The sequence below is a fragment of the Ruegeria sp. BC3 genome (assembly GCF_056539265.1).
The window spans coordinates 361,946-379,071 of record NZ_JBQFUP010000002.1 but is presented as its reverse complement, the minus strand read 5'-3'; the positions used below and the strand labels follow the sequence as shown (position 1 = coordinate 379,071).

General features: G+C 56.8%; 12 protein-coding genes. 1 reads left to right on the top strand and 11 read right to left on the bottom strand.

The window, feature by feature from the left end:
• The first annotated feature begins 200 nt into the window (after positions 1-200).
• Entirely contained in the window at positions 201-2,414 is a 2,214-nt protein-coding gene (locus ACR0MV_RS07100) for an NADP-dependent isocitrate dehydrogenase (protein ID WP_480701568.1), read from the top strand.
• 247 nt (positions 2,415-2,661) lie between these two features.
• On the opposite strand, the gene ACR0MV_RS07095 is transcribed toward ACR0MV_RS07100, so the two are convergent.
• From ACR0MV_RS07095 to ACR0MV_RS07045, 11 genes are all read right to left on the bottom strand, one after another.
• Positions 2,662-3,768 (bottom strand): LysM peptidoglycan-binding domain-containing protein, encoded by a 1,107-nt coding sequence (locus ACR0MV_RS07095; RefSeq protein WP_170464782.1) that lies wholly within the window; start codon positions 3,766-3,768, stop codon positions 2,662-2,664.
• A 40-nt stretch (positions 3,769-3,808) separates the two neighbouring features.
• Positions 3,809-4,918 (bottom strand): peptidoglycan-binding protein LysM, encoded by a 1,110-nt coding sequence (locus ACR0MV_RS07090; protein WP_480701567.1) that lies wholly within the window; start codon positions 4,916-4,918, stop codon positions 3,809-3,811.
• A gap of 46 nt (positions 4,919-4,964) precedes the next feature.
• Positions 4,965-6,227, bottom strand: coding sequence for a type 2 periplasmic-binding domain-containing protein (locus tag ACR0MV_RS07085; protein ID WP_480701566.1), 1,263 nt, complete (start codon positions 6,225-6,227; stop codon positions 4,965-4,967).
• Positions 6,228-6,249: 22 nt separating this feature from the next.
• Entirely contained in the window at positions 6,250-7,035 is a 786-nt protein-coding gene (locus tag ACR0MV_RS07080; protein ID WP_170464779.1) for a PP2C family protein-serine/threonine phosphatase, read from the bottom strand.
• Positions 7,036-7,038: 3 nt separating this feature from the next.
• The gene (locus ACR0MV_RS07075; protein ID WP_480701565.1) at positions 7,039-8,013 is read right to left on the bottom strand and encodes an FHA domain-containing protein; all 975 of its coding nucleotides are present in this window, start codon (positions 8,011-8,013) and stop codon (positions 7,039-7,041) included.
• Positions 8,014-8,214: 201 nt separating this feature from the next.
• Positions 8,215-10,359, bottom strand: coding sequence for a serine/threonine protein kinase (locus tag ACR0MV_RS07070; RefSeq protein WP_480701564.1), 2,145 nt, complete (start codon positions 10,357-10,359; stop codon positions 8,215-8,217).
• Between the two features lie 338 nt (positions 10,360-10,697).
• Entirely contained in the window at positions 10,698-11,984 is a 1,287-nt protein-coding gene (locus ACR0MV_RS07065; RefSeq protein WP_480701563.1) for a dynamin family protein, read from the bottom strand.
• Entirely contained in the window at positions 11,981-14,023 is a 2,043-nt protein-coding gene (locus ACR0MV_RS07060) for a dynamin family protein (RefSeq protein WP_480701562.1), read from the bottom strand. Before ACR0MV_RS07060 ends, ACR0MV_RS07065 begins: the two co-directional genes overlap by 4 nt.
• Positions 14,024-14,089: 66 nt before the next feature.
• On the bottom strand, positions 14,090-14,941 hold the full coding sequence (locus ACR0MV_RS07055; RefSeq protein WP_480701561.1) for a hypothetical protein: 852 nt from the start codon (positions 14,939-14,941) through the stop codon (positions 14,090-14,092).
• A gap of 23 nt (positions 14,942-14,964) precedes the next feature.
• The gene (locus ACR0MV_RS07050; protein ID WP_480701560.1) at positions 14,965-15,366 is read right to left on the bottom strand and encodes a hypothetical protein; all 402 of its coding nucleotides are present in this window, start codon (positions 15,364-15,366) and stop codon (positions 14,965-14,967) included.
• A 30-nt stretch (positions 15,367-15,396) separates the two neighbouring features.
• Entirely contained in the window at positions 15,397-17,121 is a 1,725-nt protein-coding gene (locus ACR0MV_RS07045) for a dynamin family protein (protein WP_480701559.1), read from the bottom strand.
• Positions 17,122-17,126 lie beyond the last annotated feature (5 nt).

Here is a 17,126-nt window from a genome sequence, read left to right as displayed (position 1 = left end):
GAAATCCCCGAATTTTTGTATACCGTGTCAATATGCGCCCCCTCAGAACGATTGATCCCAAGCCAAACGTGATTTAAGGGAGGCCCTGTCAAAACAGAGTCACCGTTGGGCGGTAGGTTAAACGCGCCCATCCCTCGCCACCTGAGTGTGGCACACTCTTGGATCGCACGCCCCGAAAGGCTTAAAAAAGGTAAAAGAATATGGCAGATAAATCGAACTTCGACATATTGTATACCATTGTAGACGAAGCGCCCGAGCTGGCCAGCGCCTCGTTCCTGCCCATCATTCGCAAATTCGCCGGCGCTGCGGGTGTCAGTGTTGGTACCAAGGATATTTCGCTGGCTGGCCGTATTCTGGCAACCTTCCCGGAAAACCTGACCGATGCGCAGCGCATCACCGATGATCTGGCTGCGTTGGGCGAACTGGTAAAAACGCCGGACGCCAACGTGATCAAGCTGCCGAACATCTCGGCTTCTGTCCCGCAGCTGGTTGCCGCCATCGAAGAGCTGCAATCGCAAGGCTACGACATCCCGAACTATCCCGAAGAGCCCTCGACCGACGAAGAAAAAGCGATCCGTGCGCGTTATGACGCCATCAAAGGTTCGGCTGTGAACCCGGTTCTGCGCGAAGGTAACTCAGATCGTCGTGCTGCCCGCGCAGTGAAGAACTACGCTCAGAAAAACCCGCACTCGATGGGTGAATGGGTGTCGGACAGCAAAACCAAGGTGTCGTCAATGTCTGGCAACGACTTCTATGCCAACGAGAAATCGGCGACCATCACCGCGGCGCAAGCAGGCGATGCGAAGATCGAGTTCGTTGGTAAAGACGGCAGCGTCACAGTCCTGAAAGACGCGTGGCCACTGGCCGAGGGCACCGTGGCGGACGCGACCTTCATGTCCGTCAAAGCTCTGTCTTCGTTCCTGGCTGACGCAATCGAGGACACCAAGAATGACGGCACCATGTTCTCGCTGCACATGAAGGCCACGATGATGAAGGTCTCGGACCCAATCATCTTTGGCTATGCGGTCAAGGCGTGGCTAGCACCTGTGTTCGAAAAATTCGGCGCGGAACTGGAAGCGCTGGGTGTGAACCCGAACTCGGGTCTGGGTGATCTGCTGGATCGCGTGAAGGACAATGCTGACATCGTAGCCGCAATCGACGCGATCAAGGGCGACCGTCCGTCCATGTACATGGTCGACAGCGACAAGGGCATCACCAACCTGCACGTCCCGTCGGACGTGATCATCGACGCCTCGATGCCTGCCGTGATCCGCGCAGGTGGCAAAGGCTGGGACGAAACCGGTGCCAAGGGCGACACCAACTGCGTCATCCCCGACCGCTGCTATGCGCCTGTTTACGATGAAGCCATCAACTTCTTCAAAGCCAATGGCGCGCTGAATCCGGCCACCGCCGGTGCAGTCGCTAACGTGGGCCTGATGGCACAAAAGGCCGAGGAATACGGCTCGCACCCGACCACGTTCCAGGCACCCTCAGATGGCGTGATCCGCATCGTTTTGGCAAATGGTGAGACGTTGCATTCGCATGACGTTGAACAGGGCGACATCTGGCGGTCCTGCACTGTGAAGAAAGCTCCGATTGAGAACTGGATTCAGCTAGCGATGGACCGTCAGAGACTGACCGGTTCCGAAGCGATCTTCTGGCTGGACGCAAACCGCGCACATGACGCTGAACTGATCAAATACGTCAAACCAGCGCTTGAGGCGGCAGGTGTGGCCGACAAGTTCCAGATCATGGCTCCGCGTGAAGCGACCCGTCAGTCGCTGGAAACGATCACCGCAGGCAATGACAGCATCGCCATCACTGGCAACGTGCTGCGTGACTACCTGACCGATTTGTTCCCGATCCTTGAACTGGGCACCTCGGCCAAGATGTTGTCGATCGTCAAGCTGATGAACGGCGGCGGTCTGTTCGAAACCGGCGCGGGTGGTTCGGCCCCGAAACACGTCCAGCAGCTGGTTGAAGAAAACCACCTGCGTTGGGACTCGATGGGTGAATTCTGTGCGCTGGGTGAATCGTTGAACTTCCTGGCTGATAGCAAAGGCAACGCCAAAGCAGGCGTTCTGGGAGCGGCGGCCGAAGCGGCTACGCAGGGTATTCTGGACAACAACAGATCGCCCAGCCGCAAGGTTGGTCAGCCGGACAACCGCGACAGCCACTATTGGTTTGCGCGCTATTGGGCCGAGGCTCTGGCCGCGCAATCTGATGATGCGGAACTGGCGGCCGAATTCGCCCCGATCGCAGAGGAACTAGCCGACAAAGAAGGTCAGATCCTGTCAGAACTGGCAGCCGCGCAGGGGCCCGCAGCAGATCTGGGTGGTTACTACCACACCGATCCGGCGAAGACCGCCGCTGTCATGCGCCCCAGCGCGACACTGAACGCGATCATCGACTGATCGATTGTACCCACGTTTTGCGGCGTGGGTACTTTCAGTTCCAACAAGACACAAAAAAAGGGCCGACCCCCAAAGTCGGCCCTTTTTTTGAGTGAGCAGTCAGGCCAAGGCCTTACCGGTACAGTTGAACTTAAGGTAGCAGCTTCTTTTGGATTTGATATTGGGGGATTCCCGTAGATCAAATTCGGAGTGCAGAAAAAAGGCCGGTCGAAAGACCGGCCCTAATTCAGCAAGATGAAGTTGGGGATCAGTTAGACGCCGCGTTCAGCTTTTCGTTCTGTTCGCGCAGTGTGTCCGAAATGATCGCATACCATTCGCCGGATTCACGCATTTCGTTCAGACCTTTGTTCATCATTGCAATGTACTCACGCGCGAACGGGTTTGTGCGGTGCGCGAGGAAGCTCATCGATGACAATGTCGAAACATATGGGTTTTCAACGATATCAGCTGATGTCAGTCCCATGTCTTTCATGGTCGAAGCGAACAGATCAACTTCGAATGCGGCGACATCTGCAGTGCCGGTCAGGACGGCGTCAAGGCATTCGCGGGCCGAGTTGGGCTGCACCACTGTGGTGTTCTCACGGTTCAAGCCAACTTCCTCCAGAACCACCATGCTCCATCCTGCCATGCGGCAAATGGTGGACCCTTCGAGATCTTCGAACTTTGTCGCGCTTGCGTAGTCGCTTTCCGGCAGCGTGAAGAAGCCGCCAACAACGTCATAGACGGGAACCGAAGCGACGAATTGGGTGCAGCGCGCCTCAGTTTCTTTGGACCACTCATAAGTGCGGTTCGTACAGTCTGGGATGGTCCAGGCGATTGAGATGTCGAAGGCACCTAGCGGCAACAGGGTGTCAAGGTGCGAACTCCAATCGTCGACAAAGCTCACCGAGTAGTCACGGCTGTTACCAGCACGTTGCAGGCTGGTTGTCGCCAGGCGAGTCATAATGCCGCCGCCGCCCAGAGATTCACTGGTAAACGGTTCCCAACCGTTGCCTGCAACCATCTTGATCGGCGGCGCATAGACGTTTGAGCGTTTGACACTTGCTGCGCGCTGCTCTTCTGCGGCGATCAGTTCCTGTGCGGACTGACCGTTAGGCAGGCTGCCGTCTTCACATGGCAGAGCCAGAACCAAGCCAGGTTCAAGCGAGTTTGGGTTCGTGATCGAGTTGCGGTTCGCGTTGAAGATCGGCTGGTAATTCGAGGTGCCGTAGGCTGCGATCGCGATGGTGGCCATCGTGTCGCCATCTTGCACGGTGTAGTTTGTACAGGCTTCCTGCGCTGCTGCTGCGCCTGCGGTGAGTGTGAGGACGGCAGTCGCCGTCATCACCTTGGTGTTAAGTTTTTGTTTATGCATTATTTTTCCTCCCGTGGGTTGGAATGTGGAAAGTGGATCCTTAGCCGGATGAGGCTATCAGTCGTTCATTGTGCTCATTCAGTGTGTCCGAGATGATGGCGTACCATTCGCCGGACTCCCGCATTTCGTTCAGGCCTTTGTTCAGCATCGCCAGGTATTGTTTGCCCATTGGGTTGGACCGGTGAGTGATGAACCGCAGGGCTGAAAGTGTCGTGACATATGGGTTTTCGACGAGATCGTTTTCGTTCAGACCCATTTCAGCCATTGCGTCGGCAAAAAGCTGAACTTCAAAAGTCGCGACATCCGCGGAGCCAGTCAGGACGGCATCCAAGCATTCCCGCGCGGTAACGGGTTGCAGCAGATCAATGGTTTTTTCTGGTTGCAGACCTTCTTGTTCGAGGTCGTGGATGAACCATCCTTCCATACGACAGACGGTCGCACCTTTCAGGTCATCAAAGCTGGTCGCACTGGCATAGTCGCTTTGGGGAAGCGTGTAGAAACCCAAGACGATGTCATACACAGGTGCTGACGCATGAAACTGCGTGCAGCGGATTTCTGTTTCCCAGGACCATTCGTAACTGCGGTTGGTGCAATCGGGCATGTTCCACGCCATGGACACGTCAAACGCGCCCAGCGGAAGCAGGGTTTCGATATGGGAGTTCCAGTCGTCGACAAAGCTGATCGAGTACTCGTGTGCGTTACCAGCCCGTTGCAGAGCCGTGGTTCCCAATCGAGTGATGAAACCACCGCCGTTCAGGGTCTCATCCGCGAAAGGAGCCCAACCGTTGCCCGTAACCAGTTTGATTGGGGCTTTGAACGAACTTGTTTGGGTCGAGCTCGCAAAGCGTTCCTGCTGCTGGGCAATGATTTCGCGTGCGCTTTGGCCGTTCGGCAGGCTTCCGTCTTCACATGGAAGCACAAGCGACAATCCAGGGGCGAGATCGTTGGGGTTGCTAATCGAGTTTCGGTTTGCGTTGAAAATCGGCTGATAGTTCGAGGTGCCGTACGCAGCAATCGCGATGGTGGCCATCGTGTCACCATCCTGTACCGTATAATTAGTGCAGGCTTGCTGGGCGGCGGCGGCTCCGGCGCTTAGAGCAATGACGGCAGCAGAGGTCATCGCAACGTTATGGAGCGGTAGTTTAGGCATTAGTTGTTTTCTCCAGAGATAGTAATTGAAAAGGCTTGTTCTTGTTTCAGCCGTTTTCCATTTGATGGCGTAGGGCGGTTGACACGATGTCGCGCCATTCGCCGGATTGCTGCATGATCGCCAGACCCTGATTCAGCGTCTCAAGGATCGCTTCCCCATCCGGATTATCTTTGTGGGTCATGACGTTAAGCGATTTGATTGCCGCCAGATTGGGGTTTTCGATGATACGGTGTTCGTAGCCCAGCCGTGCGATCGCCTCGACCGCTAGATGAGCTTCGATTGCGACGATGTCGGCAGTGCCTTCCATCACAGCGTGAAAGCACTCATCAGGCGAGACCGGGCGCATAAGTGAGATGGCTGGTTCATACAATCCGACCGCGTCCATGTGCGACAGCGACCAGCCTTCCGGGCGGCAGATGGTTGTCCCTGCAAAATCCGCATAGGTCAGCGTTTGCTCGTACCCCGAGCCTTCGCGGGCAAAGAATGTGTCCACGACCTCATAGAACGGGTTCGAGAAGTTGTATGTCTCGCACCGGTTGCGGTCTTTTTCCGAAAGCGCGGTGGCATCTTCGCAATTCGGGCGCGACCACGGGAAGGTGGCATCAAAAGCCAGCGTTGGCATCAACAGATCCAGGTGCGACGACCAATCGTTGACGAACTGAATTTTATAGGCCTGTTCGGGAGCCGCACGCAGCATCGCTGTTTCGACGAGGTAAGTGTAGAGGCCGCGATTGGGCAAAGCCTCATCGGTGAAGGGCGCGTAGTTTCCGCCGGTGATGAGCAACAACTGACGGTCGCGAATCTCGGGGCGTTCACCCGTATCTGCGTTGCGGATCAGCGCAGCCGCTTCCGCGCGTGCGGCTTCGATTTCGTCCTTCGCTGCCTCTTTCGCGGCAACCACGGCGTCTTCGCTCGCCTTCTTGGCCTCGGCCTCGGCTTCGGCAACACGGGCTTCGGCCTCGGCGATTGCTTTAGCGGCGCGGTCTTCAGCGGCTTTCACCAGTTCGGCCGCCATTTCCGCAGCCATGGCTTCAGCTTCGGTGCGCGGAAGAGCGGGGGCACGGCCGATGTCTTCCAGACAAGGCAGGGTCAGAACGTCGCCGACGCGAATGATGTTCGGGTTGTTGCCAATAACATCTCGGTTCGCGTCATAGATGATGCGAAAGTCCTCGGTCGAGTAGACTTCGATGGTTAGCTCACGCAGGCTGTCGCCACGCTGAATTTCGTAGGTTGAGCATGCTTGTTGTGCCGAGGCTGTGCCTGCCGCGGCAGCAAGTGCCAGGCTCGATATGATCAGATGGGGTCTCATGGGTCCTGTTGCTTTGCTTTGTTTAGTTTTTTGTGAGTTTCACGACGCCGATCGATGCGTTGTCCTGATCCGGATCGTCCTTGGCTTGCAATGCGGACTGGAGTGCTCCGGCGATGTCTTGCGCCAGCGCGTTCGCATTGCTACGCAGGATGTCCTGTATCTCGGAATTGCCAAGATATTGAAGACCATCGCTTCCAAGGATCAGGATGTCGGACGGCGTCAGATCAAGCGGTTCTTCCGGACAATCGACCTTGGGAATCGCAGCCCCCATGATGACCGAGGTCAATTGGTTCCTGTCAGGATGCGCCAACGCTTCGGCCTCGGTCAGAGTCCCTTCGGCCAGTTGCGCATCAATTGCGGGTGCCATCGAATGGTCTTCGTTGATTTGCTGCAGAGAACCATCCCGGAAAAGGTAAAGCGGGCTGTCGCCGATCGAAATCCAGAACAGACGTTGGCCTAACAGAAGCACGCCCAACAGGGTCGACCCCATGTTGAAACCGCCACCCTGATCTTCGCAATGATTGGCGATCAGGGCATTGGCCTGCATTGCTGCCAGAGGCAAAGCATCTATCAGAGCGGCCTCGGACGGCGTTTCGCTTTCCAATTCGGCGTCCAGAGAATCGCGCCAGGCGCGGATCACCAGATCTGAGGCAACTTCACCCGCAGCGTGCCCGCCCATACCGTCGGCCACGACCACATAGCCCGCATTTGCCGCGTCGAACATACGCGACGCAACCGCGTCTTCCTGCGTGTCGCGCTGGCCCTTGTCCAGGATCAGCGCAATATCATATGCCGGAGTCGCCAGCATCTATCAGGAATCCCGCCAGTCAAAGCCGTCGTCACAGAAGGCGGCAAAACGGATCGAGGTTTCGCTGATACGGATCAGGTCACCGCTGGACAGGGCAACGGTGCTGAGAACGGGTTTACCGTTCAGGCGCACAAGGTTAGCCTTGCCGCCATGACCCAGATAGCATTTGCGGTCTTCCGGGTCGTAGGCAATCACAGCATGGTTGCTGCGCGAAATCCCTGTGTCGCCAAAATCCAGTTGGATGGCTTGGTCGTCGTTGCGGCCGATCTGCATCAGACCTTCGGTCAAGGTAATGCTGGCCCCGCGGCCCGGGCCACCTGTGATGACAAGCCAACCCACTGGGAAGGACTGTTCGGCATTGTCGGTTTTCGCGACCGGCTCTGCCGTTTCAATCAGATCCTGAACATGCGTATCGGCACGTTCAAAGCCCAGGAAGGTCGTTTTTACGCGGCCCCGGCGATCTTCGACCGGCGCAAGTTCTGGTGCTTGAGGCTCCTCTGCCTCGGGTTCGCTGACAACAGGTTCTTCGACAACAACCTCAACAACCGCTTCCAGTTCGGCGACTTCGACCTGAACTATCTCTTCCTCTACGACCACTTCCGTTGTTACCTCGATGGGTTCCTCGGGGGCGGTGTGTAGGGTCATTACGGGTTCGGCCTCGGGCTCTGGGGTTTCCACGGCCTCTTCCTGAACTTCGGCAATCACCTCGGCTACGACGACTTCAGCCTCTGCCTGGATGGTATCCGCCTCGGCACCTTCCGCGAACTCGGGCATCTTTTCTTCGGGGATCAGCTCATCGGCTTCTTCGTAGCTGTCCGAAGACATGTTGCCGCCCGCCAGAGCCTCGCGCAGTGCGTTGAAATCGGCGATTGGCTCGACTTTTTCGGTTTCAGGCGCTTCGGTCTGCTCTGCTTCGGCTTCTTTTGGTTTACCGGCACCTTCGAGAAGCCGGCTAAGAGGGCTTTTGTATTTGAACATGGTGTCGACACCTTTGTTTCTTGGCACGGGACCAGAGTCCCATGGGGCTGCTTTTTGCCTGTACGCGGGGGCACAACGGCACGAATACTTCGTTAACAAGGTCACTTTTGACTTCTGCGGCGGGCCGGTTCCCGCCAGGGGCACCACTTGCGGTAACCCTCAGCAAACACACACTGGCAGATCAGATACGAACCGGTCAGATTACTCCTGCGCTAAGGGCATGGTGGCATTGGTCTCGGCCCCGCTGCGCAACACGCTGAACCGGGCCTGAGGTTGGTTTTCTGACACCAGCGCGGCTGTCAGGGCATCAAGACTTTCCGATCCGTCCAGTGCGGTACCGGTATTCACCTCGGAAACAAGAACGTCACCCTTTTGCAGATTGCCTTCGGCAGCTGGCGGAACCGAACTCACAACTGTTTGCCAGCCTGTTCCTTCAGTGTTCTGAATGGTGAACACGTATCCGTTTTCCAGCCCCACTACGCGCATGGCAGGCAATGCCAGCAAACCGTTCTGTGGACGGGGCTCTCCCAAGGGGCGATAGCGGGCAGACACGCGGATGTATCCATCCGGATCAACTTTCAGATCGTTCAGAACCTGCGCGGCAAATGTCGTATCTGCTTGGACTGGTCTGCCGTTCAGAGTGAAAATGGTCGCACCCCGTGTGACCCATTCGCCTACGATCGACGGATCCATTCCAGCGTCAACACCTGTGATTGCGATGATGCTGCCAGTCGAGGCCCGGCGGCGCGATGTCTGGAACGGAATGTCGACATCCCAATGCGAGAACGCGATCTGCTGTTCAGCCAGGTTCACGGGCTGCGCCGGCGCAGGTGGGGTTTCCGGGGCAGGTGCTGCTTCGGCCGTTTCTGTTGCAGGCGTTTCGTCTACCTCGGCAACAGCGGGCTCTTCTTGTGCCTGCTCGACAGGCTCTTCTGCTACCTCGACCACCGGCTGCGCGGGCTCTGCTTTCGCGGGCTCAACTTCGGTGGCCACTACCTGCTCGACCGGTTCCTGCTCGGGTGTTTCTACCGCCGCGGTTTCTTCGACCGCTGGCACCTCTGCCATTGCAGTATCCTCTGCCGGAGTTTCTTCACCCGACATCAGGAAAAAACCACCAGCCGCGAGTACTGCAAGAACGGCTACACCAGCCACAAGCTTGCCTGCGCCACCCGATCCGCTTTTGACAACGGTGTCCACGGCAACAGGGGTTTCTTCTTTCGAGTTGAAGGTTGCGAGCTCGTCGTCCTTCTTATCCTCGTTCCCCAAGGCGATATCAGTGTTGCCCGCCAGCAGAGCGGTTACGACGGCTTCGGCGTTTTCGCTTTCGGCCTTGATCCGCGCTTTTTCTTCTTCCTCGTCCTTGTGGTCCATCGCCACGATCACCGAAACCGGTCGGTAATCGAAGCTGTCGAACATCACGCCGGGGCCGCGGAACATACGCAGCCAATCCAGCGCAGTTTGCAGACGGTCGGTCGCGTGAACTTCCATCGCTTTGTCGATGGCCTCAAGAAACCCGTCAGGATAGCCTTCGAACCGTCCAGCCAGAGGAGCATAGGGATCCTTCTGACCGTTGTTGAACGCGTTCAAACGGGTTTGACCGTCAATCGGACGTTCGCCGCTGATGGCGTGATACAAGGTTGCCGCCAGAACATAGAGGTCGCTGCTAGGCCCTTGTTCCGCACCGCGTACGTAGAACTCATGTGGCGAGTAACCATCCTTGATCACCCGCAGCGTCAGCAGAGCGGCGGACTGGTTTGCCGCCTGTTCCCGCGCGGCACCAAAGTCGATCAGAACCGGGTCGCCGTTTTCATCAATCAGAATGTTGTCGGGCGAGATATCGCGGTGAAGCATGCCACTTTGGTGGATGAAGGACACCGCCGAAAGCATCTTTTCGGTGACCTGAACGATGAAATCAGCTCCGGTCTTGTTTTTCGGGTCTTCGACATAATCCAGCAGATCGCATCCGCGGATGTAATCCATAGCGATATAAGCGGTGTCGTTATCTTCGAACACCTGATGGACGTCGACGATGTTCGGATGAACCAGACGGGCGTGATTGCGTGCTTCGAGAATAAAGAGATCGATGATTGAACGCAGGTCGTCTTTGTATCCCGGATCAACCGGTTCGACCATGTCGCCATTGCGTCGGCACAGAGCACCCGGATAGCACTCTTTGATCACCACTTCGCGTTCCAGACTGTCGCGCGCGAGATAGGTGATCCCGAACCCGCCATTGCTGATAAAACGCAGGATTTCATACTGCCCGCGCAACAGTTTGGCGCCGGGTTGAAGTCCTTCAATTTTCGGTTCGTCGTGCGTTGCGCCGACGGCCTGGTTGTGGCTCATTTCATTCCGCCCGTTCTAATCGTTTTGCGGTATTTTCAACTGGGCAAACTGCCCGCGAACTCACAACCAAACACAACCGCAGGACACTGAAGAACGTTAGACGTTTCAAATTTGACTTTATTGGGGCCGCCTCATGGCTTCACTAAGAAGCAGTAAACTGAAAAATTTATATGTAGTATCTCGGTCCAATGCAGCGCCTATATATTGAATTTCAAGCACTGAGAACTGCGGACTGAAGACCGAATTTATGCAGATTGGTCGTCGATCGCGAAACAATCGGGCAGCGATTCTGATGTTCTCGAATCGCTGCAGTGCCGCTCAATTTTTGCGGGAAACAGTCAGGTTCCGGTTTTTGTCTGAACGGACTCGACCCTGCTACCCGCCCAGGCGAGGTTATCGCTGAGCTGCGCAAGGATGCTGATTGCGTCCTTCAGGGGCGCGTCGCCGCTTTCGAATTGCAGCAACAACAGCAGGTCTGTGGCCTTTTCGAACTCGCCGGGAATCCAGTCTGCGTCAGGGGTAATTTCGTGCCCCTGCTCCAGACGTTCGGCAAAGTCTTCGACGATCTCCTGGCAACTGTTCAGGAAGGCGGCGGGTTCAATGTCCGAGCTTTCACGCAGGTCGTCGTAGATACTGGCGATGGCGGCCAGCCAATCCTCAAGAATGGGATTTTCGAGCGGTGGCAGCGCAGATTCCAGCGTCGCGTGGATCGAAGGGGCTTCGGTCTGCTCAGCCTCCTCTTTGTGACCCTCAATGCTGGCAAGGAAGGGTAAGAATTCGGCCTCCAGATCCTTTTGGGCGGCTTCCAAATCCGCCATACGCTTCGCCGAGGCGATTTCCAGAACCTGCTCGGCAAGGTTTTGGCCGCCGCAGGTTTCCCAAAGATCAAAATCAGGCTCGGGTTCCTGGGCCATGGCGCGAACTGCAACCGGTGTTCCGATCGGAACGATCGCCCGGAACATGTCGCCTTTTTCTTTTTCCAATCGGCTCAGAACGCGGTCCAGCGCGTCACGAACCGGAGGCAGATCGGTGTGGGTTACGGCCAGCAAGCTGTTTGACCGCAGCTCTTGCGGCACCTGCGTCCAAAGATGCCGTTCCGTTTCACGCCATGCGTTCGTGCCGTTCGTGCACCAGATTGCGCAATCGACATAGGAGAGCAAATCCAAAGTCGGTTTGTAAGTATCGTCCAACGCGCCGCTGCCGGGCAGGTCAAACAACGAAATCTCTTGCAAGGCAGGTGTGTTCAAGCCGACCGAGATAAAGTCGGGGTCGTCAGCTGCCGCCTTTTCCAATGCGATACCGGAATAGACCTTGGGCTCTTTGTCCCACCAGCCAACAGTGGTTTCCGGTGCATCGGCATAAGCCACGATAACCAACGGCAGTTTCAGGTGTTGAGGGCCCGTCGGCAAAATGTCCGCCCCGGCCAGCATGTTGGCTAAGCTGGACTTTCCGGCACCAAACTCGCCGGCGAAACCGATATTGACCGCATTAGAAAGCCGTTCAGCATGGGCCAAGGCGCGCTCGCGCATTTTGTCCAGCGCTGCGTCTGACGGCAGGTTTTCAGTGGCGGTCAGGAAGCGTTCGAGTTTACGTACTTCCTGTTCGGTTCCGGGAAATTCTATCATTCCGCAGCCTCTGCTAATTTCTTGTCGGCAGTGTCGCCGCCGAACACGGCATCCAGATCACCTGCCAAACGCTGTGCTTGATCATATGCCGCCTGCGCTTCTGCACGAGCATTGGTTTGGCCGGTTCCGGCCCGTTGTTCAAGATGCCCCGCGAGCAAAGCCAGATAGTGATCAAGGACTGTGTTTAGGCGTTCTAACAGATCACTGCGTGCTGTATCGACCAGATCATCCCCGATCATCTCGAACTCTTGCACGATCATCCGCTCGGCGCGGGCAACAACGCTTTTTCGCGAAATCAGGCGTGACAGCCAGCTGACGCGCAGTTCCACTGTGATGCCACGCGTCAATGCCGTGGTATCGGGGCGGAACCACCGAACCGCACTGGTGTTCATGCGGTTGTCGGTTGGATCCTGCCAACCGGGCAGGGCGCGCAGCGCGGCGTTGCTGTTCATGTCGATTGCATAAAGCTCACTAAGCATGCGCTGCCTTACGACCTGTGTAGCACCCTGAACCAATTCGCGCATGCGATCCCGCAGAGGCGCAAAGTTCAGCTCGGTATCGCCGCCCTTGGCCAAAAGTGGCGATTGCCCATTCGGTCCTCGAACCACGGCCGAGACCGCCTCGGCCACGGTGTCGTCCATGACGCCCCGCAGGTTAGCCAGAACATCGTCCATATCGTCTATGATTCCGGATGTCTTTTGCGCAACCATCGCGCGCAGATCACCCAGTGTTTTGTCGTTTTCGTCGCCGCTGCCCTGATCGGTTACCCCTTCATCGTCGAGCGCGCGTAGATGGGCTTTGGACCGCTCCAGCTCACCTTGGGCGAAACTGTTGAGATGCTGCCACGCCATCTTAAGCTGTTCGTCCCGCGGGCCTTCAGTCAGGGCATGGGTCACGTGCCGTCGCAGATCCGGCAGACCCGAAGCAATCATGGCGGCAAAACGCAGAACGCCTTCGCGGCTGATCGGGCCGGGGCCTTGTTTGATTTCCTCGACGCCGTCCAGATATTGCTTCATCTGCTCTGGATGAGCGCGCAGCCAAGCCAAGACATGGTCGTGGTTCACGCCCGTTTCATCTCCGGTCAACGCGTAATGGGCCCACTGGGCGCTGCCCATCAGAACGTCGATGTCCGAGTTGCCCAGGGCTTTTTCAAGACCGTCCAAAACATCCGCTCGAACTTTACCGGCGTCTTCTGCGCCACCCCCCAATTCATCAACGCGGTTGATGAATACGACGATCTGGCCCAGTTCCAAGGCCTGCATCAGGCGGAACAGTTTCAAATCCGCTCGCGACAACGCCTGATGCGCGGATAGGACAACCACAAAGAAATCCGACTCTTTGAGGTACTGGCGCGAGATTTCCTCGCGGATCAGCAACGGATCGTTAACGCCGGGCGTATCCGTGACGGTCAAAGGGAAGGGGAAGTGGCCGATGTCAAAATACACTTCGGCCTTGCGGGTGATGTCGCTGTACAGCCCACGGTCCGAGCCCGGATCATGCGCTTCGCCATCGGTGGGATCGTCACCGGCACAAACGTAGCGGGCCAGATCGTCCGAGTTCAGTTGTTCCAGATCGTGATGCTGACCCAACAGTTGTTCGTAGCTATCGCCCAGACGCAGTTGCGCGCGGGTTTTCATCGCCTCGACCTGTTCTTCGATCATCTCGCGCTTATAACTGTCCTCGTCATCGGGGAACATGTTGCGCAGCTCTTCACCTTCGGCGATCAGGGCTTGCCACTGGCGGTTATCAAAGAAATGAAACTCTGCCCCATTTGTCCGGCCCGAGGGGTGGCCGAAATGCATATCGGTGATCACTGTCGTCCAGGGATTTACATCTGACGGCAGATATTCGGCCTGACCTGTAAACCCGTTGATCAAGCGGGACTTACCCGCCTTGATTTGGCCAACAAACGCGATCGAGGGTTTAAGGTTCGATAGGTCGTCAACGATGCGCGAAATGAATTGACGGGTTTCGTCGTTGCTGACCCCGTTCATGTCTTCGGCAATGCGAATTAACTCGCGACGGTTATTTTCACTCATACTGTTACCCTGAGTACTGATAATCACGGATTGAATTAGTCGAAAAATTGAATGTTATGGGCGCACTCATTCGGTACGCCCCGCCAGAGATGTCCAAAGGTTCACGACTGCGCCCAGTTTGCGAGCCTCGTGAACCACAACAGAGATTTCGTCGCCGTCGTTCAGCACGGCGAGGCTTGCACCCTTGCCGCCCGACGGGCGCATTACGATCAGTTGTGGGTGCGCCAATACATCGGCAGCGTCCGCATCCCACCCGGCCAGATCACGGGCAAATTTTTCAAGCAACGCCTGATCCGCATGCAAAGGCTGCTTTTCGGCACAATCGCCATCGGCCCGTTTCATCACACCGTTGCCGACATCAGCCTGAACACGTCCCAGTGCAAATCGCTCGGCTCCAACATAAAACTGGCTGGCCAGACTGTCTGGTGCATCGTCGTCGGTCACAGGCTCTGCAGCATCCGGGACGATCGAGACGACCGGCTCCGCAGGCAGTTCAATTGATGTGCAGGCCTTGGCGATTTCGCTGAAGGTTATGCCAACATCGTCGGCTTCGAGAGCGTTGTCGGGTCGCAGGGACATCATGCTTAGCGGGGCAGGGGCCATCGCGATATCAGAGACCAATTGTCCAAGCTGCGTGGCAAGCTCTTCGCGCTGATCGGTTTCAAAATCAGGAGCGACGCCAAAGCGAACGCGGAACACATCCGTAACCCGAGAGCTGTTGACCTCAATCGCCAGGCAATCGCCGTTTGCCGCCGTGAACTCCAGCCGACGTGGCAACACGGTGCCCCGGATAGCCTGCAGAACCTTTTCACGTCGCTCAATTGCAGTATCGCCCGGCAGCGTAACGGCAGGATCAAGCCGCGCCACGGCAGAGCGTCCTATATCCCCGAGCAGGTCGAGTATGTTTGTATCCATCATGCCGTGACCCCCTCTGGTCCTGACTAAACTGCGGCCGCGACCGGCCCCAGACTGAGATGTGACTTTGTAAGGGCCAAGCCCACATTGGCGCTGTTGCGACAGACGTAGCAGACCACGTGGTCGGGATAGGCCTGCGTCCGCAAAAAGATGTTCAACCTATCCTTCGAAAACACCGCGATTTCCCCAAATCCCGGATTTTCCGTGTCTGCATTGCCCGATTGCTGCAACAGGGTTTCAAACGCGCTGACGCCACGACCCTGAAAAAGATTTGCTACCGCCAAAGCCAAGTTTTCCAGCACCCGATCATCCTCGGCATCAATAACGCTGGTTCCCAGCAGCATCCCCGTTTCCATGTCGACATACCCGGCTGCAACGCAGTCGGGTATCGTGTCCATCGCGGATTTCAATGCGGTCTCGATAGACATCGGATCCTGTCTTTCTACCTTGGTTTCACGTTACAAAACATGCCATTCAGCTCCGCCCTTATTGCCGGTTTTCGGAATCGATGGAACGTCTTCCTTCTCGCGGCGCGCGCTATGTTCCGCCGCGATTTTGTCGAACTCTTCCAAGAAGGCGTTGAATACCTTTTTCAAGCCTTCGGCATCTTCAGGAAGGTCTTCGCCAGCAGTGATCTCGCGCCACATAGCCGCCGCGCTCAGGTTCGATCCGGCGTCAGCGCTCAGCAACTCTTCCAGTGATTCAGAAGCAGTTTCGGCCTCGGGCTCTTTGCCGCCGGGCATCGCCACGACCTGTGTTTCGATCAGACCGTTGGTTTCTGGCTCGGGCTCGAACTCATCCTCAGCACCACTTGACTGTTCAGCAAGCAATGCGGCGATGGACGAGACGGATGTATCAGCGCCTTGCGTATCTGCTTCGGGCTCATCCGCTTCTGCCTGTTCCGGCGTGTCGGCCAGCTTGTCCCCAAGTGAAGCCATGAAGGGTTCATCGTCCTGAGTGTCGCCATTCGACAGCGTGTCTTCTGCTTCTGCTGCAGCTTCCAAGTCGAGGCTTTCATCATCCTCGTCCTCAAGATCTTCCTCATCCAGATCAAGAAACGCGTTCTGCTCTGACGGAATTTCAGTCACATCAGCAAGGTTCAGAGGTTGGCTCGGCGTTTCCTTGAAGAACGAGCGCAGCTCATCTTCCGCGACCTCGGGTTTGTTTTCCTCTTCCAGCGCGGTCATTTCGGCACGCATCCGCTCTGCCTCATCCGCGTTGATGCGCGTGGCGCGCTCTGCTTCGTCCGAACGCGCCACGCGGGATGGCCGAACCGGGAAGCTGGTGACAACATCGTCTGGACCATTGTCCGTGGAAACGGGATTAGCCAGCTTCAAGGGTGCGGGCTGTTCAGCAGCAACAGACGGTTTACCTGGGCGCAGAGGCTGTACGCGGGTCGTTTCTGCCAGGCTGTTATCAATCTGATAACGCGCAAGCATGTCGGCCCGGTTGTCCATGATCTGTTCGGTGATCTCAAGAAAGCTGTCCACCATCTTGCCGCCGCCACTGCGGCCCCACAGTTCGGCGTCGCCGCTTTTGTCCCGAGCCGTAATCGCATCGCGGGCTGAAAACAAAATGGACCGGTTGAACAGGTGGCCAGCCTCACGGTTGACGCGACGCAGAACCTTCTGGCGATCCTTTGCTCCCAACGTGTCCGCCCGAGTGATCAGAAGCAACGAGTTATGCTGCAGACGTTCCGGCAGCGCGACCCAGGTCGCGCGCTCAGTCTCACGCCAAGCTTGGGTTGCATGGGTGCACCACAACACGCCGTTGGCTTGACCTACAGCGCGACGCCAGACATCGGTTGAGATCTTGGGGTCCGAGATACCGGGTGTGTCGATCAGATCAACTGCTTCAAGAATGTCGGATTCAAGGAAAATGCGAACGAATTGGGCGTCGTTGACACCGACGGATTCCAAATTGTCCAGTTCGATGCTTTCGCGTGAGCCATCGTGGCGCTGAACGTAAGCGGACTGCTTTCCCCAGCTGAACCAGACCGGCGGCAACTGGGTGGCGGTCACCTGTGTTGGCAGTGTGTGCGACCGCAACAGAAAGTTCATCAGCGTCGATTTTCCTGCGCTGAACTCTCCCATAAGCGCAAAGATGGGCTTGCGGCGGGACCACTGCTCGATGCGTTCCCATGCCTTGGGCGAGACGAAACGGGTTTGTGAGTCTTTTGCCATATCGC

Coding starts and splice junctions, on each gene's coding strand:
- ACR0MV_RS07100 (WP_480701568.1), top strand. CDS start 201: ATGGCAGATAAATCGAACTTCGACATATTGTATACCATTGTAGACGAA.
- ACR0MV_RS07095 (WP_170464782.1), bottom strand. CDS start 3,768: ATGCATAAACAAAAACTTAACACCAAGGTGATGACGGCGACTGCCGTC.
- ACR0MV_RS07090 (WP_480701567.1), bottom strand. CDS start 4,918: ATGCCTAAACTACCGCTCCATAACGTTGCGATGACCTCTGCTGCCGTC.
- ACR0MV_RS07085 (WP_480701566.1), bottom strand. CDS start 6,227: ATGAGACCCCATCTGATCATATCGAGCCTGGCACTTGCTGCCGCGGCA.
- ACR0MV_RS07080 (WP_170464779.1), bottom strand. CDS start 7,035: ATGCTGGCGACTCCGGCATATGATATTGCGCTGATCCTGGACAAGGGC.
- ACR0MV_RS07075 (WP_480701565.1), bottom strand. CDS start 8,013: ATGTTCAAATACAAAAGCCCTCTTAGCCGGCTTCTCGAAGGTGCCGGT.
- ACR0MV_RS07070 (WP_480701564.1), bottom strand. CDS start 10,359: ATGAGCCACAACCAGGCCGTCGGCGCAACGCACGACGAACCGAAAATT.
- ACR0MV_RS07065 (WP_480701563.1), bottom strand. CDS start 11,984: ATGATAGAATTTCCCGGAACCGAACAGGAAGTACGTAAACTCGAACGC.
- ACR0MV_RS07060 (WP_480701562.1), bottom strand. CDS start 14,023: ATGAGTGAAAATAACCGTCGCGAGTTAATTCGCATTGCCGAAGACATG.
- ACR0MV_RS07055 (WP_480701561.1), bottom strand. CDS start 14,941: ATGATGGATACAAACATACTCGACCTGCTCGGGGATATAGGACGCTCT.
- ACR0MV_RS07050 (WP_480701560.1), bottom strand. CDS start 15,366: ATGTCTATCGAGACCGCATTGAAATCCGCGATGGACACGATACCCGAC.
- ACR0MV_RS07045 (WP_480701559.1), bottom strand. CDS start 17,121: ATGGCAAAAGACTCACAAACCCGTTTCGTCTCGCCCAAGGCATGGGAA.